At 54.5% G+C, this 26,205-nt stretch carries 25 protein-coding genes and 2 pseudogenes; 8 read left to right on the top strand and 19 right to left on the bottom strand.

The annotated features are described in order from the left end of the window. Nucleotides 1–35: 35 nt before the first annotated feature. Nucleotides 36–1,223, bottom strand: coding sequence for an MFS transporter (locus AK821_RS19355; protein WP_064391143.1), 1,188 nt, complete (start codon nucleotides 1,221–1,223; stop codon nucleotides 36–38). Nucleotides 1,224–1,504: 281 nt separating this feature from the next. Beyond that, complete coding sequence (locus tag AK821_RS19360; protein ID WP_082355465.1) at nucleotides 1,505–3,091, bottom strand: ABC-F family ATPase; 1,587 nt, start codon at nucleotides 3,089–3,091, stop codon at nucleotides 1,505–1,507. Nucleotides 3,092–3,470: 379 nt separating this feature from the next. Here AK821_RS19360 and lpxO point away from each other — a divergent pair, with 379 nt between their 5' ends. Continuing rightward, nucleotides 3,471–4,370 carry a lipid A hydroxylase LpxO gene (lpxO, locus tag AK821_RS19365; RefSeq protein WP_064391173.1) on the top strand — a complete coding sequence of 300 codons (900 nt, stop codon included), beginning with the start codon at nucleotides 3,471–3,473 and terminating at the stop codon, nucleotides 4,368–4,370. Between the two features lie 167 nt (nucleotides 4,371–4,537). Here the strand turns inward: lpxO and ku are convergent, their stop codons facing one another. Then, entirely contained in the window at nucleotides 4,538–5,392 is an 855-nt protein-coding gene (ku, locus tag AK821_RS19370) for a non-homologous end joining protein Ku (protein ID WP_064391145.1), read from the bottom strand. A 189-nt stretch (nucleotides 5,393–5,581) separates the two neighbouring features. Here ku and AK821_RS19375 point away from each other — a divergent pair, with 189 nt between their 5' ends. Beyond that, a complete protein-coding gene (locus tag AK821_RS19375) occupies nucleotides 5,582–5,917 on the top strand; it encodes a hypothetical protein (protein ID WP_064391146.1) in 336 nt (111 codons plus the stop codon). A 50-nt stretch (nucleotides 5,918–5,967) separates the two neighbouring features. Then, nucleotides 5,968–7,122, top strand: a complete 1,155-nt coding sequence (locus AK821_RS19380) for a PQQ-dependent sugar dehydrogenase (protein WP_064391147.1) — start codon at nucleotides 5,968–5,970, stop codon at nucleotides 7,120–7,122. A 123-nt stretch (nucleotides 7,123–7,245) separates the two neighbouring features. Here the strand turns inward: AK821_RS19380 and rimI are convergent, their stop codons facing one another. Then, entirely contained in the window at nucleotides 7,246–8,346 is a 1,101-nt protein-coding gene (gene rimI / locus AK821_RS19385; RefSeq protein ID WP_064391148.1) for a ribosomal protein S18-alanine N-acetyltransferase, read from the bottom strand. A 92-nt stretch (nucleotides 8,347–8,438) separates the two neighbouring features. On the opposite strand from rimI, the gene AK821_RS19390 reads away from it, so the two are divergent. Both AK821_RS19390 and AK821_RS19395 read left to right on the top strand, forming a co-directional pair. Next, nucleotides 8,439–10,013 (top strand): RimK family protein, encoded by a 1,575-nt coding sequence (locus AK821_RS19390; RefSeq protein ID WP_064391149.1) that lies wholly within the window; start codon nucleotides 8,439–8,441, stop codon nucleotides 10,011–10,013. A 7-nt stretch (nucleotides 10,014–10,020) separates the two neighbouring features. After that, complete coding sequence (locus tag AK821_RS19395; RefSeq protein ID WP_064391150.1) at nucleotides 10,021–10,944, top strand: magnesium transporter CorA family protein; 924 nt, start codon at nucleotides 10,021–10,023, stop codon at nucleotides 10,942–10,944. A gap of 119 nt (nucleotides 10,945–11,063) precedes the next feature. On the opposite strand, the gene AK821_RS19400 is transcribed toward AK821_RS19395, so the two are convergent. Further along, nucleotides 11,064–11,399, bottom strand: coding sequence for a DUF2834 domain-containing protein (locus AK821_RS19400; protein WP_064391151.1), 336 nt, complete (start codon nucleotides 11,397–11,399; stop codon nucleotides 11,064–11,066). 298 nt (nucleotides 11,400–11,697) lie between these two features. Between AK821_RS19400 and ilvA the strand changes: the two are divergent. Continuing rightward, a pseudogene (gene ilvA / locus AK821_RS19405) lies at nucleotides 11,698–12,693 on the top strand (threonine ammonia-lyase, biosynthetic); the annotation flags it as partial. Between the two features lie 29 nt (nucleotides 12,694–12,722). Here ilvA and AK821_RS19410 read toward each other — a convergent pair. Both AK821_RS19410 and eco read right to left on the bottom strand, forming a co-directional pair. Further along, nucleotides 12,723–13,028, bottom strand: coding sequence for an NIPSNAP family protein (locus AK821_RS19410; RefSeq protein ID WP_064391152.1), 306 nt, complete (start codon nucleotides 13,026–13,028; stop codon nucleotides 12,723–12,725). Nucleotides 13,029–13,049: 21 nt separating this feature from the next. Next, nucleotides 13,050–13,535 (bottom strand): serine protease inhibitor ecotin, encoded by a 486-nt coding sequence (gene eco, locus AK821_RS19415; RefSeq protein ID WP_064391153.1) that lies wholly within the window; start codon nucleotides 13,533–13,535, stop codon nucleotides 13,050–13,052. A gap of 368 nt (nucleotides 13,536–13,903) precedes the next feature. Between eco and AK821_RS19420 the strand changes: the two genes are divergently transcribed. Further along, a complete protein-coding gene (locus AK821_RS19420; protein WP_007912157.1) occupies nucleotides 13,904–14,173 on the top strand; it encodes a DUF1652 domain-containing protein in 270 nt (89 codons plus the stop codon). Here the strand turns inward: AK821_RS19420 and AK821_RS19425 are convergent. Further along, on the bottom strand, nucleotides 14,170–14,568 hold the full coding sequence (locus AK821_RS19425) for a hypothetical protein (RefSeq protein ID WP_026000451.1): 399 nt from the start codon (nucleotides 14,566–14,568) through the stop codon (nucleotides 14,170–14,172). The genes AK821_RS19420 and AK821_RS19425 overlap by 4 nt on opposite strands. A gap of 89 nt (nucleotides 14,569–14,657) precedes the next feature. Beyond that, nucleotides 14,658–14,927: a DUF2790 domain-containing protein gene (locus AK821_RS19430; protein WP_064391154.1), complete on the bottom strand. Its 270-nt coding sequence runs from the start codon at nucleotides 14,925–14,927 to the stop codon at nucleotides 14,658–14,660. A gap of 496 nt (nucleotides 14,928–15,423) precedes the next feature. On the opposite strand from AK821_RS19430, the gene AK821_RS19435 reads away from it, so the two are divergent. After that, the gene (locus AK821_RS19435; RefSeq protein ID WP_064391155.1) at nucleotides 15,424–15,720 is read left to right on the top strand and encodes a hypothetical protein; all 297 of its coding nucleotides are present in this window, start codon (nucleotides 15,424–15,426) and stop codon (nucleotides 15,718–15,720) included. A gap of 187 nt (nucleotides 15,721–15,907) precedes the next feature. Here AK821_RS19435 and AK821_RS29565 read toward each other — a convergent pair whose 3' ends face one another. From AK821_RS29565 to AK821_RS19475, 10 genes and pseudogenes are all read right to left on the bottom strand, one after another. Further along, complete coding sequence (locus AK821_RS29565; RefSeq protein ID WP_082355467.1) at nucleotides 15,908–16,405, bottom strand: DUF3304 domain-containing protein; 498 nt, start codon at nucleotides 16,403–16,405, stop codon at nucleotides 15,908–15,910. A 59-nt stretch (nucleotides 16,406–16,464) separates the two neighbouring features. Further along, nucleotides 16,465–18,282, bottom strand: a complete 1,818-nt coding sequence (locus AK821_RS19445) for a DUF2235 domain-containing protein (protein ID WP_064391157.1) — start codon at nucleotides 18,280–18,282, stop codon at nucleotides 16,465–16,467. Next, the gene (locus tag AK821_RS31425) at nucleotides 18,279–18,761 is read right to left on the bottom strand and encodes a DUF3304 domain-containing protein (RefSeq protein WP_401163190.1); all 483 of its coding nucleotides are present in this window, start codon (nucleotides 18,759–18,761) and stop codon (nucleotides 18,279–18,281) included. Before AK821_RS31425 ends, AK821_RS19445 begins: the two co-directional genes overlap by 4 nt. Nucleotides 18,762–18,814: 53 nt before the next feature. Further along, nucleotides 18,815–19,654, bottom strand: coding sequence for a DUF4123 domain-containing protein (locus AK821_RS19455; RefSeq protein ID WP_064391159.1), 840 nt, complete (start codon nucleotides 19,652–19,654; stop codon nucleotides 18,815–18,817). After that, nucleotides 19,654–20,640, bottom strand: a pseudogene (gene tssI / locus AK821_RS19460) (type VI secretion system tip protein TssI/VgrG); the annotation flags it as partial. The pseudogene tssI and the gene AK821_RS19455, both read right to left, overlap by 1 nt. Nucleotides 20,641–20,707: 67 nt before the next feature. Next, nucleotides 20,708–21,358, bottom strand: coding sequence for a DUF2931 family protein (locus AK821_RS29575; protein WP_082355471.1), 651 nt, complete (start codon nucleotides 21,356–21,358; stop codon nucleotides 20,708–20,710). A 268-nt stretch (nucleotides 21,359–21,626) separates the two neighbouring features. Then, nucleotides 21,627–22,229 (bottom strand): hypothetical protein, encoded by a 603-nt coding sequence (locus AK821_RS30935; RefSeq protein WP_064391160.1) that lies wholly within the window; start codon nucleotides 22,227–22,229, stop codon nucleotides 21,627–21,629. A 114-nt stretch (nucleotides 22,230–22,343) separates the two neighbouring features. Next, nucleotides 22,344–22,961: a DUF2931 family protein gene (locus tag AK821_RS29580; protein WP_330219036.1), complete on the bottom strand. Its 618-nt coding sequence runs from the start codon at nucleotides 22,959–22,961 to the stop codon at nucleotides 22,344–22,346. A gap of 355 nt (nucleotides 22,962–23,316) precedes the next feature. Beyond that, nucleotides 23,317–23,967, bottom strand: coding sequence for a DUF2931 family protein (locus AK821_RS19470; RefSeq protein ID WP_064391174.1), 651 nt, complete (start codon nucleotides 23,965–23,967; stop codon nucleotides 23,317–23,319). Continuing rightward, nucleotides 23,960–26,205, bottom strand: a 2,246-nt coding sequence (locus AK821_RS19475; protein ID WP_064391161.1) for a T6SS phospholipase effector Tle1-like catalytic domain-containing protein, incomplete at its 5' end; no start/stop codon positions are given. The genes AK821_RS19470 and AK821_RS19475, both read right to left, overlap by 8 nt.

Here is a 26,205-nt window from a genome sequence, read left to right on the forward strand (position 1 = left end):
AGCTGCCGAAGGCTGCGATCTTTTGATCGTGTTTTTCAATCCTTCGCGCGACGCATCAGCAGCAGGGTCAGCCCCAACCCAATCACCGACAACAACGCTGCACAGAAGAAAATCCACGCATACCCAAGATTCAACGCCACCGCGCCCATCAACGGCCCGGCAATCGCCAGCGCCAGATCGAAGAACACCGCGTAAGCGCCCAGCCCGGAACCACGGCTGGAGCTGGGCACTTGCTTGATCGCTTCTACACCCAAAGCTGGATACACCAGCGACAAGCCAAACCCGGCCAGCCCCGCGCCGATCAAGGCAAAAGCGGTGGACGGCGCCAGCCACAACAGCACCAGCCCCACGGTTTCTATAGTCATACATGCAATGGCTGACTTGAAGCCACCGAAGCGACTGATCGCCGAGATAAACATCAGCCGTGACAGGATGAAGCACACGCCAAACACCGTCAGGCAATACGCCGCGCCGGTCCAGCCGCGATTAAGGTAATAAAGGGTGATAAACGTGGTCAGCGTGCCGTAGCCGATTGAGGCGAGGGTCAGGCTGGCGCCATACGGGGCAATCCGTCCGAACACCGCCCAGAATGGCAGCCGTTCGCCACGGATCACCGGCACCGACGGTTTATTGCGGATCAGCAGCAGTGCGCCGGCCGCGAGGACCGCCAGCGCGATGCCGAGGCTGGTGAAACCGTAATCGGCGACCATTACCACACCCAGCGGCGCCCCAATGGCAATCGCGCCATAGGAAGCGATGCCGTTCCAGCCAATGGATTTTGCGGTGTGCTCGACGCCGACCTGGCCCATGCACCAACTGATCGTGCCGACGCCAATCAGCCCTTGCGCGATGCCGAGCAGCAAGCGCCCGATAATCAAAATGATCAGGCTGGTCAGCGGGAAGTCTTGCAGCAGCGTAGAGACCAAGGTCAGCAAGCCGCTGAGGACAATCCCCCACAAGCCATAAATGATCGCCCGCTTAGTGCCGACCGTATCCGACATGCGCCCGGCCATTGGCCGGCTGAGCAGGGTGGCCAGGTATTGCGAGCCAATCACCAGCCCGGCAATGACCGCGCTGAAACCCAGTTGCTCGTGCACATAACCGGGCAACACTGCGATCGGCAAACCGATGCAGAGAAACGCAATAAAGGTATAGAAAACGATGGAGACGATCTGCAGGGTGATCGCCATGGAGCTTTGCGGTGGCTGTTGCTGCGCAGACATGAGAACTCGTTCGCGGGCGGCGGTGGGAGAGTTCGAGCATCATGGCGTGGGCTTGCGATAAAAGAAAGCAGGCTAACTACTTTCCATCCCGCCGATCGTTCCCACGCTCTGCGTGGTAACGCCGCCACGGACGCTCCGCGTCCCGCTCGTGTGACGCGGAGCGTCACGGGATGCATTCCCACGCAGAGCGTGGGAACGATCAGCACCCTGAATGCAAAAAGCCCCGTCACATGGACAGGGCTTTAGCTTGGAGCTAACAGCGCAACACTAGAAGCTGCTGTTTAGAACACAACACCCTGACTACGCAGGTAGTCATCGTAGGTGCCGCTGAAGTCAGTCACGCCATCCGGGGTCAGCTCGATGATGCGCGTGGCCAGGGACGATACGAACTCACGGTCGTGGCTGACGAAGATCAGCGTGCCCGGGTAGTTTTCCAGCGCCAGGTTCAGCGCCTCGATCGATTCCATGTCCAAGTGGTTGGTCGGTTCGTCCATGATCAGCACGTTCGGCTTTTGCAGGATCAGCTTGCCGAACAGCATGCGACCTTGCTCACCACCGGAAATCACTTTGACCGACTTGAGGATCTCGTCGTTGGAGAACAGCATGCGGCCCAAAGTGCCGCGAATCATCTGCTCGCCCTGCGTCCATTGACCCATCCAGTCGAACAGAGTGACGTCGTCTTCGAAGTCGTGAGCGTGATCCTGGGCGTAGTAGCCCAACTCGGCGGCATCGGTCCACTTGATGCTGCCGGCGTCCGGGGTCAGTTCGTTGACCAGAGTGCGCAGCAGGGTGGTTTTGCCGATACCGTTCGGACCGATGATCGCTACGCGCTCGCCAGCTTCAACCTGGAAGCTGAAGTCCTTGAACAGCGGCTTGCCGTCGAAACCTTTGGCCATCTTCTCGACCATGACAGCCTGACGGTGCAGCTTCTTGTTCTGATCGAAGCGGATGAACGGGCTGACACGGCTCGAAGGCTTGACCTCGGCCAGTTGGATCTTGTCGATCGCCTTGGCGCGGGAAGTTGCCTGCTTGGCTTTCGAGGCGTTGGCCGAGAAGCGGCTGACGAACGATTGCAGCTCGGAAATCTGTGCTTTCTTCTTGGCGTTGTCCGACAGCAGTTGCTCGCGGGACTGGGTCGCCACGGTCATGTACTCGTCGTAGTTGCCCGGGAACAGGCGCAGCTCGCCGTAATCCAGGTCAGCCATGTGCGTGCACACGCTGTTCAGGAAGTGACGGTCGTGAGAGATGATGATCATCAGACTGCTACGCTGGGTCAGGACGTTCTCCAGCCAGCGAATGGTATTGATATCCAGGTGGTTGGTCGGTTCGTCGAGCAACAGCACTTCCGGGTCGGAAAACAGTGCCTGCGCCAGCAAAACGCGCAGTTTCCAGCCAGGTGACACTTCGCTCATCGGGCCGAAGTGTTGTTCGATGCCGATACCCAGACCCAGCAACAGCTCACCGGCACGGGATTCCGCGGTGTAACCGTCCATTTCGGCAAATTCGGTTTCCAGCTCGGCCACGGCCATGCCGTCTTCTTCGCTCATTTCCGGCAGCGAGTAGATGCGGTCGCGCTCGGCCTTGACCTTCCACAGCTCTTCGTGACCCATGATCACGGTATCGATCACGGTGAATTCTTCGTAGGCGAACTGGTCCTGGCGCAGTTTACCCAGACGCACGTTCGGCTCGAGCATGACTTGGCCGCCGGTCGGATCAAGGTCACCGCCGAGGATTTTCATGAAGGTCGACTTGCCGCAACCGTTGGCGCCGATCAGGCCGTAGCGGTTGCCCGCGCCGAATTTGACCGAAACGTTTTCGAAGAGCGGCTTGGCGCCGAACTGCATCGTGATGTTAGCTGTAGAAATCAAGAGTTTTTCCTGCGAAGCATTCGAGTAGCGAGGGTGCGGCTGGAGCGCTTGGCCCGAGTCAAAGTGCGCTGAAGCGGGAAAGACCCGTCATCAACCAAGGGGGGCGCGTAAAGTTTGGCGGCGATTGTACTGGTCTGGCTCTTTAAACGATAGGGCGATCACGTCAAGATCGCCGATTGGCATGCTCGCGAGACAGATTTTCACAGATGAAGGTTCACTATCGGTTACAAAGTGTGGCTAAAATGCCATCCATTCACCCAGCGCCCCATCACGGCGCGGGCTCATGGATGTGCCATTTGTATTCAGACCACTGCATCAGACGCTGGGCCTCAGGCCGTCAGGCGCGCAGTTTGTTCACTTCTGACGTGTGACGATTTCCGTGAAACTCATCATTGCTGCTATTTATGTCATTTCGATTGCATACGTTCATCTTCGTGGCCGTGTGCGCCACAAGCTGGGTCGCCAGCTCAGCGATCACTCGACGTTTCTGGCGCCGATCAATTGCTTCCTGTACCTGTTCTCGAAAAAGCCCAACAAGCCTTTTCTCGATCCGTCGGAGTTTCCTGATCTAAGCCCCTTGCAGGCGCATTGGCAGGAGATTCGCGAAGAAGGTCAGAATTTGCTGCGCGCTGGGGAGATCAAGCGTTCTAACCAATACGATGACGTCGGCTTCAACTCGTTCTTCAAATCCGGCTGGAAGCGTTTTTATCTGAAGTGGTATGGCGAAAGCCATCCATCGGCAATGAAACTGTGCCCGCGCACCACTGAACTGGTGCAGAGCATCGGTTCGATCAAGGCAGCGATGTTTGCCGAGCTGCCACCCGGCTCGAAACTGGTACGCCATCGTGATCCGTATGCAGGCTCCTACCGTTATCACCTGGGCCTGGAAACGCCAAACGACGCCGGTTGCTACATCAACGTCGACGGTGAGAACTATCACTGGCGCGACGGCGAAGCGGTGATGTTCGACGAGACTTTTATTCATTACGCAGAAAACACCACCGACCAGAACCGGATCATCCTGTTCTGTGACATCGAACGTCCGATGAAATACCGCTGGGCGGCGGCGTTCAACAGTTGGTTCAGTCGCACCGTGATGTCGGCGGCGGGTGCGCCAAACGATGCCGGTGATAAAACCGGTGGGATCAACCGTTTGTTTGCCAGAATCTACAAGATTCGCTTGCGCGGCAAAGAATTGAAAAAGCGTAATCGCAAGCTGTATTACATGGAAAAATGGGCGATCTTCGGTGGTTTGCTGGCGATCTTCATCCTGATCTGACGAATCCTTTGACTCACAGGTCGCTGTAGCAGCTGTCGAGTGCAACGAGGCTGTGATCTTTTTACCCTGCTGAAGTGAGATCAAAGGCAAAAGATCACAGCGTGCCGCAGCTCCTACATTGGACCTGCGTCGCGTCGGAGTGCTACGACTCTCGCAAAAACAACCTGTCAGTTGCCTGACGCTTTCTTCGTTTTCTTCGCCGGCGCAGCCTTGGCTTTCGGCTTCGCCGCCGCTTTCCCGCCCAGACTGCGTTTAAGCAGTTCCGTCAAATCAATCACATCCGCAGACTTGCGCTCTTCCTCGCCACCCACCGTCTCGACATCTTCGATCTTGCCTTCATGGGCCTTTTTCTCGACGAGGGCCATGATCTTGTCTTCAAACTCGTCCTTGTAATCCTCGGGTTTCCAGTCTGCGCTCATGTCCTGCACGAGTCGCTTGGCCATGTCCAGCTCACCTTTTGCCAGTTGTGGCTTGGTCACCTCACTGCCCAGCGCCAGTTCATCGAGGCTGCGCACCTCCTGTGGCCAACGCAGCTTTACCAGCACCAGCGCCGATTCCAGCGGCATCAACGCCGCCAGATACTGGCGGGTATGTAAAACCACACGGGCGAGGGCAACCTTGTTGGTTTTGCTCAGCGTCTCACGCAGCAGCGCATACACCTTGCCGCCGCGCTTGTCGGGTGCCAAGTAATAAGGTGTGTCGATGTTTTGCAGGGGGATTTGCTCGGCATCGACAAAGGAAAAGATATCAATGGTTTGCGTTGAGACCGGGTGCGCTGAACGGATTTCTTCTTCGCTAAGCACCACATAGCGACCCTTTTCGTAGGCCACGCCTTTGACAATGTGCTCTTTGGTGACTTCTTTGCCGGTCACTTTGTTTACGCGTTTATAGCCCACTGGATCCATGCTGCGGCTGTCGAGCCAGTCGAAATCGACGCCTTGCGACGAGGTCGCCGAGACCAGCGCGACGGGGATGTGTACCAGTCCGAAACTGATCGCGCCTTTCCAGATTGCCCGAGCCATGGTGAGTTCTCCGAGTGATGATCAGGTGACCTGTTGCGCTGGGCGAAAGTTTCCAGTGATTGCGGCAGCCGCCGCTGACTTGGTCAAGCCGTGTTACATGTTGTTTAAAGGCTGTGACTTAACAAATCCGAACCCTGGGCGTAGCGTGGACTCGAAGGCACTATCCCTGGCGCATCGAGAGGCCGCCCCATGAACCGATTTCTGTTTGTCATCGCTTTCCTCAGCCTCGGTGCGGGCTGGGCTCATGCGGACGTGCCATCCACCACGCTGCTGCTGGCACAAAGTCCGACCGGCAACAGCAACAATCCCTACAACAGTCCGATCCGCCGGGCCAACCCCAACAGCATGCAGGGCACTCATCCCAGTGCACCGCCGATCCGTGGCCCCAATACCGTGCCGGCGCCGCGCCCGCCGACCCTCGAAAACCGTGGTATCGGCAATGGTCAGCCAATCCGCTCGGTGCCGAGTACACCGCCAACCTTCATCCCCAATCCACCTTCACGAAGCACCGGTACTACCCGTTAAACGACAGGACTGAAGCCTGTCAGCCTTGAGACGAACAAAAGGAATCGTGCATGTTGCGTAAAACCCTTCTAGCCAGCCTTTGCGTCGGCGCACTGATCAGTGCTCCAGCGTTTGCTGCAGCGCCCAAAGAATTGCAAAGCGAACAGGGCACTCTTGAAGTCACCACGATTACCCAAGGTCTTGAACATCCATGGGCCTTGGCGTTTCTGCCGGATCGCCAAGGCATGCTGGTGACTGAGCGCCCGGGCAACCTGCGGGTGGTGGGAGTCGATGGCAAAGTGTCAGCACCGGTCAGCGGTGTGCCGCAAGTCTGGGCCAAGGGCCAGGGCGGTTTGCTCGATGTGGTGCTGTCGCCGGACTTCAAACAGGATCGGCTAGTGTATCTGTCTTACGCCGAAGGTGGCGGTGCCGGCGACAAAGCCGGAACGGCGGTGGGGCGCGGGCGGCTGTCGGATGACCTGAAGTCGCTCAAGGATTTCAAAGTGATCTTCCGCCAGGAACCGAAACTTTCGGTGGGCAATCACTTTGGTTCGCGCTTGGTGTTTGATCGTGACGGATACCTGTTCATCACGCTCGGCGAAAACAACGACCGGCCCACCGCACAGGATCTCGACAAGCTGCAAGGCAAAGTCGTGCGTATCTACCCCGACGGCAGGGTACCGGACGATAACCCCTTTGTCGGCCAGTCCGGCGTTCGTCCGGAGATATGGTCTTACGGCCAACGCAACCCGCAAGGCGCAGCGCTCAATCCATGGACCGGCACGCTTTGGGAAAATGAACACGGCCCGCGCGGTGGCGACGAGGTAAACATCATCGAGCGGGGCAAGAACTACGGCTGGCCGCTGGCGACCCATGGCATCAACTATTCCATGCAGCCTATCCCCGAGGCACAAGGCAAGACCGCCGAAGGCACAATTGCGCCACATCATGTCTGGGAAAAGTCGCCGGGCGTCAGCGGTATGGCCTTCTATGACGGCGACCGCTTCAAGCCTTGGCAACACAATGCGTTTATCGGCGCGCTGGTGACGCAGGAGCTGATCCGTTTGCAATTCGAGGGCGACAAGGTTGTGCACGAGGAGCGCTTGCTCGGCGAACTCAAACAACGCATCCGCGACGTACGACAAGGGCCGGACGGCTACCTGTACGTGCTCACGGATGAGTCGAACGGCTCCCTGTACAAACTGGGCCTCAAACCCAGCCTTTGACCGCCATCCCCCCCTGTAGGAGCTGTCGAGTGCAACGAGGCTGCGATCTTTTGATTTTAAAAAACAAGATCAAAAGATCGCAGCCTCGTTGCACTCGGCAGCTCCTACAGATACGGATGGGGCTTATGTTTCGCGGGAGAACAGGACGACTGCCGCACGCAACTTGCCCCGGCCAAACCGGCACATTTTTTCGAACTCCTCATGACTGACAGGCACGTGCTGGCAGTCCATCGGCTGGCGATGCTGGCTGTGATCGACATCCGGATCATGCAGATAAACAAAGTCCTCATCACAGTCGGTGACCATCACCCAGTGCGGGGACTTGGAACGAGTCAACCGATAGCTGCTGATCAACACCAGCGGCTGTCCCCCAGCGGCGAGTAACCGCGGGAGGTCCAGAGCAACACCGATCACTTGCTCGACGTCGCACTCCGCCAATTGCGCCATGAACTCCTCGTGCACCAAGCGCATGACGTCTTTTTTATGCGCATCGCGTACACCATCAAGAAACAACGCCCCGGTCAGACTCACCTGCAGGCGTACTCGAAACCCCCGTCGCCAAGCCGCCAGCGCCAGCCCTTGCGGACTGCATCCGCCATGGCCGGAAGTCATGAACACCGTGGTCGCTTCCCGCCAGATCTGCAGTTCCTCACGACGTTCCAGTAAACGCTGAGCCTGCAATGCGCCCATGGCCATCAGCAGGCAGGCCGGGCCGCAGGTGAATTCGGTGGTTTGCGGGTAGTAGGGCACTTTGATGCTGCGCGAGTCGCGATGCTCGAGGATGCGTTTTTCCAGGCGCAGTGCATCGGCATGGTCTTCGTAGTAATCGTGAATCACCGCGAAGCGCCGGTAGCCGTTGCGCTCGTACAGGGCAATCGCGGCCGGGTTGTCAGTGCGTACTTCCAGCCTCAGGTAGGCGCAATCATGCTCAAGGGCAACGGCCTCGATCCGTTGCAACAGTTGTTTGCCCAATCCGCTGCCGCGCGACTCGGCGGCAATGGCAATCGAGTACAACCGCGCCAGTGATGTGCCGCGATGAAACAACACCAGTGCGTAACCCAGCAACTGGCCGCTGGATTCTGCCACCAGCAACTGCCCGTTAGCCCGGGTGATCATCCACTGGAAGCTGCGACTGGTGAGCCGATCGGTAGTGAAGCATTGCATTTCCAATGCCAGCAACGCCGGCAAATCTTCAACTACCGCCAAACGAAAAATCGCACTCATATGACCACCGTAAAAGTTGCGTAACGAAACGGGACTTTCGAAAAACTTCGTGCTTAATAGAAATGGTCTTGTTCTCCAACGGATCAATCTCTATGTCAGCGGTACAGGGTCATTGGCGCGAAGTATCAGAGCAAAGTTTGCCGTCGGCAACTTTTTTAAATTCAGTTGTTAGAACTTCCAGCCAATTGCTGATCATTGTCGAACGCAAGGAAGACTGGGCTTCGTACTTCCCCAGCGAAGACATCATTACGGCGCAGGAGTACCTTGAACAAACGCGTGAAGGCGAGGCGGGCAAGCGCGTTCAGGTGATCAATCTGTGCCGCAGCTACAAGTATCTGGGTCATGGCTACTACTGCTCGCTCTTGGCTGAGGCCCGTGGCCACAAGGTCATTCCATCGGTACGTACGATCAGTGAGCTGACTAAAAAATCACTCTACGGACTGGCTTTGGATGATCTGGATAAAACGCTCGAAAAAGCGCTGAGTCATCATCTCTATAGCGATACCGAAGGCTTTACCCTGACACTTTATTTTGGCCGTACCCATATCGAACCATTGCAGGATTTGGCTCGTCAGTTGTTTGAAGTGTTTCCCTGTCCGATTCTGTTAGTTGAATTTCACCGGCACAACGGTTGGCACATAGAGGGTATAAAGTCGGGTGTCTTGCACAAGTTGCGTGATGATCAGGAGGATCAATTCGCCAATGCGCTGGACAGCTTCAGTCGTAAAGTCTGGCGCGTGCCACGCTCGCGACATGTCGCCCGTTATGACTTGGCGATCCTGCATGATCCACAAGAGGCCTTACCTCCTTCCAACCGCAAAGCACTGGAAAACTTCGTGCGGGTCGGCAAGGGCATGGGTATCGATGTCGAACTGATCGAACGCAAGGATTATGCGCGTCTGGCCGAGTACGACGGTTTGCTGATCCGTGAAACCACCAGTGTCGACAACCATACCTACCGTTTTGCAAAAAAGGCTGAAAGCGAGGGGCTGGTGGTGATGGACGATCCGGCGTCGATCCTGCGCTGTACCAACAAGGTCTATCTGACCGATCTGCTCAACAGCCATCAGTTGGGCATGCCCGCCACCGAAATTCTCTACAAGGAGCGACCCGAGGACTTTGAGCGTGTCGGCGAACGTCTGGGCTTTCCGCTGGTTCTGAAGATCCCTGACGGCTGTTTTTCGCGTGGAGTGATCAAGGTCGAGAGCCAGCAGGCGCTGCTTGAAGCCACCGCCGAACTGTTCGAGCACTCGGTGCTGTTGCTGGCTCAGGAGTTTTTCTACACCGAGTACGACTGGCGTATTGGCGTACTCAACCGCAAGCCGATCTTTGCCTGCCAGTACTTCATGTCCAAGGGCCACTGGCAGATCTACAACCACAAAGCCAAGGGACAGGACATCAACGGTGAATGTCGCACCTTGGCGATCCATGAAGCGCCACGCGCAGTGGTCGAACTGGCGGTAAAGACTGCCAATCTGATCGGCGATGGACTCTACGGCGTCGACCTGAAACAGGCTGGCGATAAAGTCGTGGTGATCGAGGTCAACGACAATCCAAACCTCGACGCCGGCATCGAAGATGCTTACCTGCAGGACGATTTGTATTGCCTGGTGCTGGAAGAGTTCGTGCGCCGGCTGGAGCTGAAACGTCGCGGCCAGGCTTGGTGATCTGCCGATGATCAACAGTTTTGCACTGAACCACGGCGCGTTGCAGCGGGTTGAGCGACTGAACGCCGAAGTGATGCTGTTCAGCAATCCCGACGCGGCGGAGCGCGATCTGCTTCACAGTCAGTTCAAGGTCGATGAGCACGCACTGGCCTCGGCGCTTGACCCGGACGAAGTGTCGCGCATCGAGTTTCACCCGGATCATCTGTTCCTGATCTGGAAACGTCCGGAAAAATATTCCGGGGGAGGCAGCCTCGCCTTTGAGGTTTCGTCCTGCGGCCTGCTGTTCTCGCCGGGCCAGTTGCTGGTGATTGCCACCGATGACACGCCACTGCACGGCCTCGGCACCCGTCAGCGGTTAAACGCGCCACTGGATGTGTTGCTGGATGTGCTGTTCAACAACATTCATCACTACCTTGGCCACTTGAAGGTGATCAAACTGGTCGCTCGCGAGTTGCAGCAAAAATTCAATGCCTCAATGCAAAACCAGCATCTGGTGCAGATGTTCAACCTCAGCGAAAGCCTGATCTATTACATCAACGCCCTGCACAGCAATGGCGCAGTACTGACGCGGTTGCGCAATCATGCCGAGAAACAGCACTTCAGCAGCGAAGCGATCGGCCTGATTGACGACCTGATCATCGAGAACAACCAGTGCTACAAGCAGGCCGAAATCTATTCGACGGTGTTTTCCGGGCTGATTGATGCGCGCGGCAATCTGATGAACAACAGCATGAACAACCTGTTGCGCAAGCTGACGTTGATCAACGTGGTGTTTTTGCCGTTGAACCTGATTGCGAGTATCGGCGGCATGTCGGAATTCAGCATGATGACGGCCGGGACGCCTTGGTGGGTGTCGTATCCGCTGTTTCTGACGGTGATGCTGCTGGGGGCGGGCGGGATGTTGTTCGGCCTGCGGCGGCTGGCCAGATGATTATGTGCTGACTCAGAATGCCCTATCGCGAGCAGGCTCACTCCTACATTTGGAATGCAATCACCTGTAGGAGTGAGCCTGCTCGCGATAGCAATATCCGTAGCGCCAAATGCTCCTAATCAGCGCGCTTGCACCACATCCAGCCCTTTACGTCGCTCCCGTATCGCGCGCACCACCAGATACAACAACGGCCCAATCGAGACAAAAACCGCCGTCAGCAACAAATAAGGCAGCACCGACCAAATCGTCTGCCCGCGAGACCGTGCATCCTTGACCATCCATACCCCGGCCAACGTCGCCAGCAGGTACAAATCAATCACCACTTGCGCGGTATCCGGGCGCGACATCAGGCTGATGCCGAAGTCGATCAACGATTGTTCAGCCTGAAGCATCACCGAAACGGTGTAGCCGGTAAACGCGAGCAAAGCGGTGAGGGGCAGGGCGACAGACATCATGCAATCCTTCCTTGGTGTGATGAGAGAGTCGCCAGACTAACGCCGCCGGCAAAAATTGGCCATTGACTTGCCAGCACCGCGCAGGCTAATTTCCAGCCCATGACTTCGACTGTATCGCGTTGCCAGCCAATTATTATTACCGCCATTCCTCATTTGGCGGGCTAGCTCACGACTGCAGCACCCAACCCGCCCTAGAGGCGGGTTTTTACTTTCTGTCTCCAGGGTTTTCGAAATACCGCTCATGCAGGAGCAGCCTCCGGTGACTCCTGCATAGGCGTATGAAAACGCTATCAAGGAGATGACCATGACGTACACCGATGACCAGCAAGTCCTGCTCGAGCATTACGTGAAAAAGATCCTTGCTTCCCCGGTGTACGACATCGCCGTGCGTACGCCGTTACAAGCGGCGCCAGCGTTGTCTGAAGCGCTGGGTAACCGGATCTTGCTCAAGCGCGAAGACCTGCAACCGACGTTCTCCTTCAAGATTCGCGGCGCTTACAACAAGCTCGTGCAACTGAGTGACAAGCAGAAAGCGCGCGGAGTGATCACCGCATCAGCCGGCAATCATGCGCAAGGTGTGGCATTGGCGGCACGCGAACTGGGTATCTCCGCCACAATCGTCATGCCTTCAACGACTCCCGATCTGAAAGTCATCGGCGTGCGCAGTCGCGGCGCTGAAGCGTTACTCCACGGCGAGAGTTTCCCGTTCGCGCTGGCCCATGCGCTACAACTGGCGGAACAAACCGGACGCACCTTCGTGTCACCGTTCGATGACCCGGATGTCATCGCCGGACAGGGCACGGTGGCCATGGAAATCCTCCGTCAGCACCAGGGCGCGCTGGACGCGATCTTCATCCCGGTAGGCGGTGGCGGCTTGATCGCCGGCATCGCGGCGTACATCAAATACCTGAGGCCGGAAGTGCGGATCATCGGCGTCGAATCCGAACACTCAGCGTGCCTGAAGGCCGCGCTCGAAGCCGATCAGCGCGTCGTGCTGCCCAATGTCGGCACTTTCGCCGATGGCGTGGCGGTAGCGCAGATTGGCGCGTTCGGGTTTGAGGTTTGCCGCTTCTGCGTCGACGAAGTGATCACCGTCAGCAACGACGACCTCTGCGCGGCGATCAAGAATATCTACGACGATACTCGCTCGATCACCGAACCTTCCGGCGCCCTGGCCGTTGCAGGGATCAAGCAATACGTAGCGCGAACCGGGGTGCGCGAGCAGACATTCGTGGCGATCGACTCGGGGGCCAATATCAACTTCGACAGCCTGCGCCATGTCGCCGAGCGCGCCGCGGTCTGCAGCGTCTCGGCGTGAGAGGTTTACTGCAGCAACGGGCGCAGGAAGCTGCGCTCATAGCTGACGATGAACTTCTTCTCGACCAGGCTGGCCACCAGTGCGGTGCTTTCCGGATCGGTCATCGCGATGTGCCGATAGCTCTCGTAATCCGCCAGTGACGGAAAACTGAACAGGCAATAAGCGATGTTGCTCGCGCCCTCGGACGGCAGAAAATAGCCGTGATGCGTGCCGCCCAAGCGCTCGACGATGCCGAGCCAGGCCTTGGCGTAGGCCTCGAACTCAGGCAATTGGTAGGGATCAATGACATATCGGACGTGGCAGGTAATCAAACGACGCACTCCTTGCTCGGGTTATTCCTGCAGGGCTGTACCGACTTTGTCCGACGCCGACCAGATGCGATATCGCACTTCGACATCCGACGGCGCATACACCACGACCGGCAACTTGCTGTTGTAACGCAGCATGAAACCGTCACCGACGACCGGCACGAACGCGCGTTTCTTCTGACTGCCGGGCGGGCAGGCCATCATCGTGCTCATCGGGCCGATGACTTTTTCCAGTCGATAGAACGGATAGCCCCAACCCTCAAGATTCTTCTCATCGAGAACGCCGCCCAAACGCTGGCGGTTGCAGTCCACTTCCAACGTTTTGCCGGCGAGAATTTCCACCTGGAAGTTGTCTTCCTGTTCTTGCTTGGGCAAGTGAATGACCTGGCGGGTGAACCCGGCTTCTGCCTTCGGGTACGGCGCGACGTCTTCAAGTTTGGCGGCGTGGGCGAGGGTGGACAGGCTGGCGATGAACAGCCCGGTGGTCGCGTAAACGCGGAAAGAACCCATGGAAGCCTCCGTGCGGGTGTAGGGTGGATAACCAGCATTCTTACCGTCATAGGCCGTGATTGCAAACCAGCGTCGAGTTGCAAATTGCAGTACCCGCCGAGGCCATTCTTGCAATTTGCAAGTAGCCAAATACTGGCACCGCCGCCAAGTGCTTGATTTCATGAGGGTGAAAATGAACCGATGAAAGGCACGCTTTATGCGTCTTTTCAGTGCGGCGCACCGGCCTTGGGCGCCTACACTCCAATGGGCATTTCGCAGTACCACCGCTTGTAGCACCCAGGGAAACAGCGGGGACACACCCGTGCAGGGGCAGCAACGGTCAGCGTGAATACTTGATTGGCATCTCACAGTAAGGAGAGGGTTTCGCCATGTTTCTGTCTGCCTTGGAACTACGCAATATCATTGAAAGCAGTTTTTTGCCGAAACGCTGCCAGTGCACGCTGTCGCCGGACTTGTCGATGACCGTCAAGGTTTTCGGCGATCACCAGACCGATCAGGTCGATCTGCTGGTCAGTGGCATCGACGCCAGCCATCTCAATGGCTGTCGTGAAATCAACGAATTGATCGCCGGGCTGCGCTCGGATCTGAACCAGCAAACTGTGCAACATCACTACAGCCCACGCTCCAGAGTCGTTTAACGCACGGTTTCACCCAGTTCGACCGTCACGCGCCGGGCCTGCACAAAGCCAAGGCCCAGCGCGAACTCGACCAGCACCGCGAGCAAAATCCCGGGGCCGGCATGACCGTTTAGCCATTCCGCGAAACCCAGCACCGCCAAACCAAAACAACCGACGATAAACCCGTTGCTCAGCGCATTGCGCCCCAGCGACGGCGGTGCATTGCGCACCAGATAAAACATCACCCCCAACGCCGCAAACAGCACCGCACTGCGCCGCGCGACAAACCCGGCAGCGTCGGAATACTCGATGCTCCAGATCGCCAGCAGCCTCTCCGGGAAAACGCCCCAAGCCAACGCCAGCAAGAAACACAACGAACACGTGAAGCCCGACAACGTGCGAAACGACAACTGCATGGCGAATCCTTGCGGCAGTGAGGAGGGCTCCGAGCATAACCGCCGAAACTCCCCACGCCTACCGCAAACCCGCAAATCAGACGTTTCTGTCAGTTCTGGAAGTTGCACGCGTCAGACAATTTCCGATAGCTGATTTCCTCAGACTTACCGGCATTGTCGATGTACTTCATATCGGCCGTGACCACTTTGCACAGTTGCGTTGGTGGCTCGGTCAACGACACCACCTTGGCCACCTGCAGCGGCATGCCGTACTCATACGGCACGGCTTTGGATGTGGCAGAGGTGTCATTGGCCTGGGCCAGCCCGGCGAACGCAGTGCAGGCGAGGGCGGCGGTGAGCAATAAAGGACGAATGTTCATGAAAGGACTCCCGTGTGGCGGTTCTAGAGTTCGGCGTGACTCACCCGAACCTGCCGCACTGGGCGACAGCCGGAATGGCTGAGGGCGTGCGGTTCAGTAGAGTTTTTGACCACGGCGTTAAGGGATGGTTAACCAAGCTGAATGCCGGCTGTCAGGGAGTGGGGTGGTTTTCTTCGGGATGTTTGGCGAATTCCTACAAAGGCTGGTGCCTTGTCTGCTTTCGGCGGCTGGAGCGGGGCGGTTATTGTCGGTTGCCGCTGCAAAATCAGTGGTTCGGGTTTGGTCACCTGAGAAAAGTTCATTGCATATGTGCCATCATTTGCATCGCTCGGATTTCACGATCCGTGGAGTGCATTGCTATGGCGGCTGTGTGCAGGACGCCTTCGGGCGAGCTGAGTTTTGAACTGTTCTCGGTTGACCAAGCCTGTACACGGCCGCCTCCCACCGTTTGGTCACGGCTATGGCGGTTACCTTCTAATACAGTTGAGTAATCAGAATGCCGATAATTAAACTGCTACAAAACCGCTATCTCCCCCTCAGCAGCAACGTCACCGAAACCCCGACGCTGCTCATCGACACCCAAGCCAACCCGAAAGACATCCTCGAAGCCGCCGTCCAGCGCATCCGCGCCGCCGCTGACCTGCTCGAAACGCTGCATTGCCTATGCTTCAAACACGCCGACGTGCAGGACATCCCACACATCACCCATGCGCTTTACCTGCTGACGCAGGATGGCAATGATTTGCTGCAGGTTGCGCAGCAGCAGATGTTGAGTTGGAAGGCGTCGGTTTGATGAGAAATTGAAAGGACGAAACCACGGGACGGAGTGAGAAACGCCCCGTGTTTCTGCGTGGCAAGGGCAGCGCCGGGCGCACGAATTCGCTCATAAACTAGAAAAGTCAGAAAGGCAGCCACCAGCACTTTCACGCAGATCAATATCTTCATGATCGGACATGGGCACCTCGCTGAATCGCATATTCTTACTGCGCTTCAATGCTTTCCGAAACAGCCTTGGATGGGCGGGATTCGAAGGGGCTGAAGAGGTCAGCACTCCATCCGAGCCGAACTTGATTACCCGGATCAAAGCGCACATGCAGGTACTGATCGTGTGGGCCACGCTGGGGAAGCGAAAGCTGAATTTCATGGCGCTCTTCTACCGCGCCCTGTATTTGCTGCTGTTTGGTCATGTCCAATATCCAAGTGACTTTGGCTGTGTCTCCCTCAAATTTGGAGCAGCACATAATTCCACCGCCGCCCATTGCGACCAGATTGCCGCCCCAAAAGTCATTTATCCAAAAGCTGAAAATTGGGCGATCTGTGTAATTTTCTGATGTCAGCATGGCGCCGGACGTACGAAATAGATCAATGATTTTTGGGGTGGCGTAGCTAATCAGCAAAGCTAGTAAAGCAACGGCTATTTGCCTTCTTCGCCATGTTCGTTTTCGACGTGCGTCCGCAGCAATATCTATCAAGCGCATGAAATCCACACTAGAAAAGCAATATTCAGTCTTTGAGACTGAAATGAATCTGCGTGATTTTAGGTTGACGCGCCTGACTCTGCTGAAGATTTCCGCATCATCTGTTCAAGATAGTCTGGGGCCATTCCTTTGGTTTTATTCAAATCAGGAATGTCAAATGCTCTAACTGAGAAATATTTTATGGAGCTTGGAGATTGCGACATTTGGCTCATCATGAATTTGTCATTCACGTAGAACTCCAGTAAATCCTCGATATCGAAGTTGAGACTCTTTGATTCAGTTGTGAACCATTCGTCGAGCAAGGCTTTTTCTGATTTTGTCGCAAGCCCGATGCTTAAACGCTTGGCTTCTCTATCAACCTCTTCGAGCCAACCAAGTTCAGCACGAAGTCCTTCTTTGCTTTCGCGAGTTTGTTTGAGAGCCGCATCACGCTTATTTGCTTGAGCTTCAGATTCACTCCCCATTCCCAGCATGCGTTTCAATGATCCGGTGTCACCCAAGATTGGACGCTCCAAGCGCTCCTCTTCGTCGCTATAGGCGCGGTGTTGTTCACTATATAACTCCCACAATCCGCGGAGTCTTTGGATGTATAGACGACGATGGGCTAGAAAGGCGTCAGCAGAAACCATTTTATTGCCAGCTATAGAAGCGTATCTTTTACTCGCCTCAATGGCGTTGGTGCCATTAATATGGTCGTGCAACTCGAAGAAACTAGCTACATATCTGTCTTTTTCTTGAAGTTTTGTTATTGACGGGAATGGAACCCCCGCGCTATATGCGGCACGATACATTTCGTGGAGAGTGGCAATATGTAGTTCTCGGCTATGAGGAGCGCTGTTCTTTACTAGCCCACCCCCTACGTCAACACTGGTACCCGGAACCAATCGCTCTTCCCAGCGAGGGGTCAGTGATCCGGTCCCGATCAGACGGGCACGCCTGTCGCTTCTACACTCATGGGCAGCAACCAAATGAAGTGCTGATTTGACGGGGCCAGGTAGGCATTCACCGTCATCTACCGAATTTGAAATCGGCAGCAAAAAATCACGAACTACCGATGCTTCCATGCTCCGATCTACCGCATCGAACAGGCCAGCAAAAACAACCTCCAGCTTTGCGCCTTTATAGATAGTAGTACCAGGGTCGCATGCCTCCAACAGTTTGTGAGCGAAAGCTCGCGCAAGCGTGGCGCCATAATCGAATCCGAATACCGATACTGATATCTTCTTGATCTTAATCGAGTTTGTGCTTTTCACGTCCTCGACGAGCTTTTCGAAACGGTTAGTCGCGGCCTCTAATCTAGTGTCTACACCAGTTTTAAGTAAGCTAAAAGCTATTTCGTGGTCACGGACTGGAGAAACGCCTTCGACTGACGCCTTTGCCGCTGTAGTGGCAATAGCGGAAATAAGATTTTTCGGTTTGAAATTGTTTGTAAAATTTTCCCACCAGTTTTTTCCAGTCAACAAATCCTTACCAACTTCAACAGCAGCTTCTGTAGAGTTGTCTTTCGGTAATTTGGAAACATCATCCTTGATTTTACTGATCGCACCGTTGATGTCGGCGGCGCTCGTAGTTACGTTCGTGCCTAAAGTGGCGTCGAAAGAAGTAGCAAGTCCGGAAATATAATATTTATGGTGCTGGTTAGCCGGGTCCGAAGGTTCAGAGGTCTTCTCATGAGGATAAGCAAGAAAAAGGCGACCAATATTGGTCACTCGGTCTTCCTTCAAGTCATCCTCAAGGTTTCGGCTGACACCATCAAAAAAGTACCCAACATGGAGTGTCCCTTCGCATGGTAGTACTGAACTTTTTTTGCCCTCCGCGACCGTTTTTGTGCGTGCGCTAATGGCTTGTGCATCAAATAGTTTTTTAGGTTCGCTCATGGCTGAATACCTTGTTCGTCAGTCTTTTGATGATTAACTGATTTTGCAGAGGGTGACTTTGTATCCAGCGTTGTTGCCGACCACATAAGCTCAATGTTGTTGCCGGGGAGAAAATAGACATGCAACGTATCGTCTTCGGCATTGCGTTTTGGCATAGGCAATACTGCTTCATGTCTTTCGATTTTCATTCCTTGGTCCTCTTGGGCTTTTGACATGCTCAGGATCCAAACGACCTTGGCAGTATCGCCGGACATCTTCCAACAACAGGTAACTCCACCATTTCCTCCCCAATTATCGTTTACCCAGTAGCTACCTACAGGCCTTTCCATATAGTTGTGGGATGTTAGGGCTGCTCCGGGTGTTCGGGTAGTGTTGTAAATATAGAATCCCGTCACGAAGACAGCGACGAGCAGAACTCCGATTGCTAAAGATCGGCGTTTCCATCTCCGTTGATTTGAATTATTCAGTATCAGTGACATTGGGATTTTTCAAGGCTAATGTTCGCAAAATGACTATGTACAGAGATATTGACTCATTCAGACAATTGCTGCATCACGATCCCAAGCGGTAGCTTGTCTGCAAATGCTCGCTCTTTAGCTTGAGCCCACATTGGCCAGTTATTTGGGAATTCGGCATCCATAAGTTGGAGGCTTGCGAAAAGGCTGATGTCCTCCGAATTGGTCAGTCCTTCGTTACGGCCAGCGTCTAACGCTTCTTTGACTTGTTTCAACCGTGCACCGTGGCAGGTGCTGGCAAACACTTCAGGCGCTTCTTTTTCCAGTTCAGTGGTGAGGCTGTAGGGCAGGGGATCGATCTCCATGTCCGTCCACAGCTTTGCGTCGAGAAAAATAGGCTCGTATCTTCCGGGCTTTTCAAGGTTGAGGCCCATCAGAGAGTGCCATTGATCTTCTTCTGTGGGCACCCACCATTCTTGCAGCGGGCCAAACAGCCAAGCATGCCAAGACAGATCATCGCGTGCGTACAGCATCGGCAGCACTTCTGGCGCGTAGCTACGGATCATCAGGACTTCGCCAGCTTCATTATTTGCCAGCAACGCATCACTCAGGTGAGCGGCGAGCTTGTCGGCCGGGCAGTCGGTACGAATCCAACTGGCCATCGCGGTGCAGCCGGTGAAGTGTTCGTGAGCGAGAAAGGCCTCGAATTCCATGTGGCTAACGTCGACGAGCCAAGGGCCGTAGTTGCGCAGTTCGGCGAATTCCGGTTGCACCATCAACGGCCGTCGCGACGGGTCCGCACTGACGAACTGCAATCGAGCGGGGTCCGGCAACAGACCCGTTTCAACGATCGCGAATATCGACTGAGCGTTCTTTTGCGCTTCGCTCCAGGCTTTCGCCGCGTCACTCTTTGTCATCAATTGGCCCCCGATTGCAGGGCGAGTTTTTCGCGCATGGCTTTCTTTAGGCATTCGACGCAGATGCCGGTAGGTGCTTTGAGTTTCGGCGTCACGGCGAGGGACTCCGCCTGCATCATCTGGTTGGCGCGGGTTTGCATCAGACGTCCGGCGTTATCAATGGCTGCGAGCCCCGGGATGAATGGAGCGAGGATCTGAATGCCGGTGCCGGCTCCCGGCCCGCCACCCGAATTCACCTTCACTTCCGCACCGCTGATGGTCACGCCACCGGCGTCGACCTTGACGAAACTCCCGCCGGCCTTGGCGGTAAGCTCCATGCCACCTTCAACCACCACCTTGTCGCCAGCGTGGTAGTGAATCTCCGTCCCGGCCTCAACAAACTGTGCAGTCCCCACTTTCAGGTGCTGGGTGACACCGACGGTCAGGTGATCATCCGCACGCATCTCGCTAATTCGATCCAGATGCGTAATCCGGTGCTCTTCAACCTTGAACTCGCTCAGCGTATTGGCTTCAACGGTGTCATGCCGCTCATTGCCGACACGAATCTTTTGGTCGTGCTCGATGTTTTCGTCCCAGTCGCGTTGAGCATGGATGTAGATCTGCTCGACGCCTTTCTTGTCTTCAATGCGGAATTCGTTGTAGCCCTTGCCGCCCGGTGAGCTGAGGGTTTTGAAGGTGCTGCGGGTCTTGTTTGCCGGCAGGTCGTAGGGGACGACGTTTTCCTTGTGGTACAGGCAGCCGGTCACCAAGGGCTGATCGGGATCGCCTTCGAGGAAGGTGACGAGCACTTCCATGCCGATGCGCGGGATGGCGATGCCGCCGTACGCGGCGCCGGCCCAGCCACTGGCGACGCGCATCCAGCAGGTGGTTTTGTCGTTGGACTGGCCTTCGCGATCCCAATGGAATTGCACCTTGATCCGGCCGTATTGGTCGCAGTGAATTTCTTCACCCGCAGGCCCGGTGACGATCGCGGTCTGGCTGCCGAGGTCTTTGTTCCATCGTACTGTTAGCCCTCAGCATCGTTAATTCATAGATCAAGCCGGCGCTCTTACATCACCAAGAGCCATACGGCACGCCGAACGTCTCGACGTATTCTTTGGAATTCTCTGAAAGCGAATCGTATCGACCACCCGATTTGCCTTCGTATGGCCCACGTGGGTCAACCTCGGCCTTCACTTGCGTGACCTCGATTGGTGTCAGACATGGGCCAAGCACCCACACTTTTGCGATGCCACCCGGCGCGAGACCGATTGCAATTGCTTTTCTGTAACCCGTCGTCCACTTACCTGTAGCTTCGCAATAAGTTTTTTCAGCTGTACGCATAATTTCTCGGGTTGATTCAGGTATATCGATTCCGACTTGGTAAGTCTGCGGCTCCGCCAATGATTGCCAACGTACAAAAATCTTTTTTGGTAAATCTGCACCGGTAACGTACTTGCCTTTTCCCCAGCCCGATCTTTTTGGCCAGCCCTTTGGGTCGCCCGCATTATTTTTAGGAGTCTGAATAGCGGAAACTCCGCTCATTGCCCGTCGATATACCTGCCCCTGCATATCGATGACATCTGCAGTTTCAACCCAAACTTCCATGTAGTCAGGAGCTGAAAAACCTAAGCGCCAAGCGTCATATGGCAACGAACCTGCGTTTGCAAAGGTTGATCCCACCAACAACATGGCGGCAAGCAGGAAGCGAGTAAAACTACTCATTTGGATGAACCGTCCGAAGCAGGTTGTCATTAGGGCGATTAATGAACAGTATGCCAAGATCACTGTTGTTTAATCCCTTCGCAGCATTCCAGTTGTCAGATAGGTGAACATAACGCTGAAACAGCAGTTGTTCTTGTTGCAGGGTCAGGCCAATTGTTTTGCTCTTGCCCAATGCGTATGCCATTAATTTTTCAGAAATCTCATCTAGTTCCGTTGGTAGAGCAAGTCTCGGATCGTTAGCAGAAATTTCCCCGAACGGGACGTCATTCTAGACAGCCAGCTCACGCATAATCCGCAGATAGACCAATGACAGTTCACTACGCACTTCGCGTTGGCTGCTTACTGCCGCATAGACATGCTTTTTCGGGGTTCGATCATCTCTGTCCATGCTGTTAAAATTTACCTCCCACGTCCAAAGTTCGAGAGACAAATCGTACTGAGCCATCTGATCTTGGATGCGGCGAAGATCCTGCTGTGCGAGTTTGTAACTATTAGCTTCGGTCGCCATTGATCTCCGCTCGACGTCGCTTCGACGTGGCTTACTAATCAGCACTTTTTCAGTAGCTTTTGGTAGATACCCCCCACCTAAATCAGAGTGAACGCCGGGCAGAATTATGTCTGCGGCCCCTGCGCTATTTAACGAAAAGTTATACCTACGCTCGTTTTTAGCGACAAGGTGCACAATTTTTTTGGCAGTATCTGGTCCTAAGGCAATATTGATACCTGGATTCCACGAGCCCTTAGCGATCCCAGTGGAATTGTACTTTGATGCGGCCGTACTGGCTTCGCGACCGGTGAAGCTCAGTGCTTGCAGGTCGGCGTTGGCGCCTTCGAACGTGAGGGTAATGGGGGCTGCATTGGCGTCCAGCATGCCTTGAATTCCGTCCGTTGAATAAGCAGGTGGCGAATGTTGCAGGATACAGCTACCGCCTTCAAGGCGCAAAATCTGATGAAAAGGAAGAAACTCAAGCTTCTCCCTTTTTACTCACCAAGAGCCATACGGCACTCCAAATTTATTTACATAAACCTTGGAAACATCTGAAAGTGAATCATACTGACCATCGGATTTTCCCTCGTAGGGTCCACGCGGGTCGATTTCGGCTTGAACTCTTGCAACCTCTACAGGAGGTAGACAAGAACCAAGTACCCAAACTTTAACTATTCCACCCGGGGCAAGTCCTATTGCAAGTGCATCTCGATATTCTGAGATCTCTTTGCCGTCGAATGCACAGTAAACAGTTTCCTCTTTGCGCATCAATTCACGAACTGATTCAGGCACATCAATAGCGACTTGGTAAGTCTGTGGCTCAACTAAGGACTGCCAACGAACGTAAAGTTTTTTGGGAAGGTCTGCGCCAGTTACGTATTTTCCCTTACCTCGCCCGATTCTTTTTGGCCAGCCTCTTGGCTGGCCGGAATTGTTAGCTGGTGTTTGGATTGCGGAGACACCACTCATAGCCCTCCGGTAGACTTGCCCCTTTGAATCTATTACATCCGCCGTTTCGATCCAGACCTCCATATAGTTTGGCGCTAAGAATCCGAGATGCCAAGCTTTATAGGGTAGAGAGGCGCTATTGGCAGAGGTACAACCGCTAATCAGCACGGCTGCAGTAATGCTGCGTGTAAATCTACTTATTGCCGTTAGCAAATAACACCTTCATGCGGATCTCCCCGAAAATCACTTGCTTTATCAGCTAGTGCCGGACGAACCTTATCTTTTCAGGTTGCCGTCAGCCCTGCGAAAAGAACGATTGATATAAGTCTCTTGTCGCTAATGACGCCGAGGGTAGATAAATCTGCCCTCGGTCGCCAATTTTTTTATTGATTCGACAAGGTTCAAGCCGTGCCTGTCATCGACCCCTGCGGAATAAACAGGGGGGATGTTGCAGGATAAAGCTACCGCCTTCAAGGCGCAGAATCTGATGAAAAGGAAGAAGCTCAAGCTTCCCCCTTTTTACTCACCAAGAGCCATACGGCACTCCAAATTTATCTACATAAGCCTTGGAAACATCTGAAAGTGAATCGTACTGACCATCGGATTTTCCTTCGTACGGACCTCGGGGGTCTACTTCAGCCTTGATACTTGCGATCTCGATTGGCGTCATACAAGGCCCACCAACCCAGATTTTAGCGATACCACCAGGTACTAGCCGCACGGCAATTGATTGACGATAACCAGTGATCCACTTTCCGTCAGCTGCGCAAAATGCTTTTTCTTCTTTGCGCATCAGCTCTCGAGTTGATTCAGATATATCAATTTCCATTTTGTAGGTCTGGGGCTCTACCAACGACTGCCACCGTACGAAGATTTTTTTCGGCAAATCTGCGCCGGTCACATATTTGCCGCTTCCAATACCGATTCTCTTCGGCCAGCCGCGTGGGTCGCCGGAGTTGTTGGGAGGCGTTTGTAATGAGGCCACTCCGCTCATTGCCCGTCTGAAAACTTGGCCTTGAACATCGATTATATCCGCTGTCTCTATCCAGACTTCCATGTAATCGGGGGCGGAAAAACCCAGATGCCATGATTTATAAGGCAACGGTTCGCTATTGACAGAGGCGCAACTGCTAACCAGCAGGGCCGTAAAAATGATGTGTATAAATTTATTCATTTGGATGTACCGTGCGCACATCGTTATCATCCGGTCGATTGATAAAAACAATGCTTACGTCGCTATTGTTTAGATTTTTAGCAGCATTCCAGTTGTCGGAAATATGAATATAGTGTTGAAATAGAAGTTCTTCTTCTTGGTCGGTTAGTCCTATAGTCGCGCTTTTTTTCTGGGCAAATGCCATCATCTTTTCAGAGATTGGAATTAGCTCGGCTGGAAGTGCTAGCCTAGGATCTTTTTCTGGGACTTCACGAAATGGGACGTCATTTTCAACGGCCAGTTCGCGCATGATGCGGAAATAGATTAAGGATAAATCGCTCCTGACTTCACGCTGGCTACTGACTGCGGCATAAACTCGTTTCATTTTTTTTCTGCTGTCATTCTCGGTGCCTTGAAATGGCACTTCCCATGTTCTGATTTCTAGCGAAAGATGGTATTGGGCAAGCTGGTCCTGGAAGCGCTTGAGATCTTGCTTTGCAAGCTTATAGCTGTTTGTCTCAGTGAAGTTGACGTTCTCTTCAACGTCACTCTTCCGCGGTTTACCTAGCAGGATCCGCTCCATCGCCCTAGGTAAGTAACCACCTCCCAAATCCGAGTGAACGCCAGGCAAAACAATATCTGCCGCGCCTAGGCTGTTCAACGCGAAATTATAGCGGCGCTCATTTTTTGCTACTAACTGAACAACTTTTTTTGCTGCATTTGACGGTAAAACGATATTGATTCCAGGGTTGTAGTTGTTGTTGCCAGTCCAGTCCCACAGCAAGGGATTGCTAATGGCGGCAACGGTGTCATAAACGCCGATAAAGTTAATGGATACATCTGTATTTGGAGCCCAACTAAAGCTGTCGGTAAGTACGGGAGATCCTGCCGGAAGTGTTTTGGCGAGAAGGCTTTGGCCTCCTTTTAGTACCTCGTTCGCAAAGTCTCTAGCAGCTGCTGATCCGCGGCTGAATCCAAAAATATCGAATTCGATCTTTTCTACACGCTTATCGGGGTTGGTTTCTTGAAAGGAGCGAATTTGAGACAGTATTTGTGCAGGAGTCTCTTCCACGCGAGTGCGGACGCCTTGTGACCCTATGCCTGTTCCTTGAGAAAACGTAGAGTCTTCGCCAGTGCTGCTGGTCCCAATTCCATCAATATAGACTTTAAGGGTTGCAGTTTTAGCATCAATCGGGAGAGCTGTATCTCCTTGGTTTGTGTACAGGTCATATAGTCGGGCGACGTTGCTCACGTCGTTCCCATAGCTGTTATCTGGAGAACTACCTTTTCCATCATAACCATAGGAGGCGCAATATTTACGAATGTCCTCGGCCATATCTTGCAGGTTTACATCCGGGGCGTAACATCCGTAGACCCTCTCGCTGTTGTTTCGGTTGTTACCTGTACCATCGAAAAACACTCCAATCCGCAGGGTGATGTCTTCGATCTCGACTTCTTCTTCCTCTTCTTCGAGTTCTTCATCAGCCACGACGGTGGCCGATGCCGTTTTGGCTGGCAAGGACTCGGGGGCGAGGCTGGACTTGCCTATCAGCGGAGCGCTGAGGAGTTTTCCTTTGGCATCGGATGCCGCGAGGCCTGGAATGAGTGGTGCGAGGATTGCAATCCCGGTGCCTGAGCCGGGTGCGCCGCCGGAGTTGGTCTTCACCTCGGCACCACTGATGGTCACTCCGCCGGCATCAACCTTCACAAAACTCCCACCAGCCTTGGCCGTGAGCTCCATCGCGCCTTCAACCACAACCTTCTCGCCAGCGTGGTAGTGAATCTCCGTCCCGGCCTCAACAAACTGTGCAGTCCCCACTTTCAGGTGCTGGGTGACACCGACGGTCAGGTGATCATCCGCACGCATCTCGCTAATTCGATCCAGATGCGTAATCCGATGCTCTTCAACCTTGAACTCGCTCAGCGTATTGGCTTCAACGGTGTCATGCCGTTCGTTGCCCACCCGGATCTTCTGATCGTGCTCGATGTTCTCGTCCCAATCGCGCTGGGCGTGGATGTAGATCTGCTCGACGCCTTTCTTGTCTTCAATCCGGAACTCGTTGTAGCCCTTGCCGCCCGGTGAGCTGAGGGTTTTGAAGGTGCTGCGGGTTTTGTTCGCTGGCAGGTCGTAAGGGACGACGTTTTCCTTGTGGTACAGGCAGCCGGTTACGAGTGGCTGATCGGGATCGCCTTCGAGGAAGGTGACGAGGACTTCCATGCCGATGCGCGGGATGGCGATGCCGCCATAGGCTGCGCCGG

The organism is Pseudomonas sp. RIT-PI-r (assembly GCF_001297015.1).
Taxonomy (GTDB): Bacteria; Pseudomonadota; Gammaproteobacteria; order Pseudomonadales; family Pseudomonadaceae; genus Aquipseudomonas.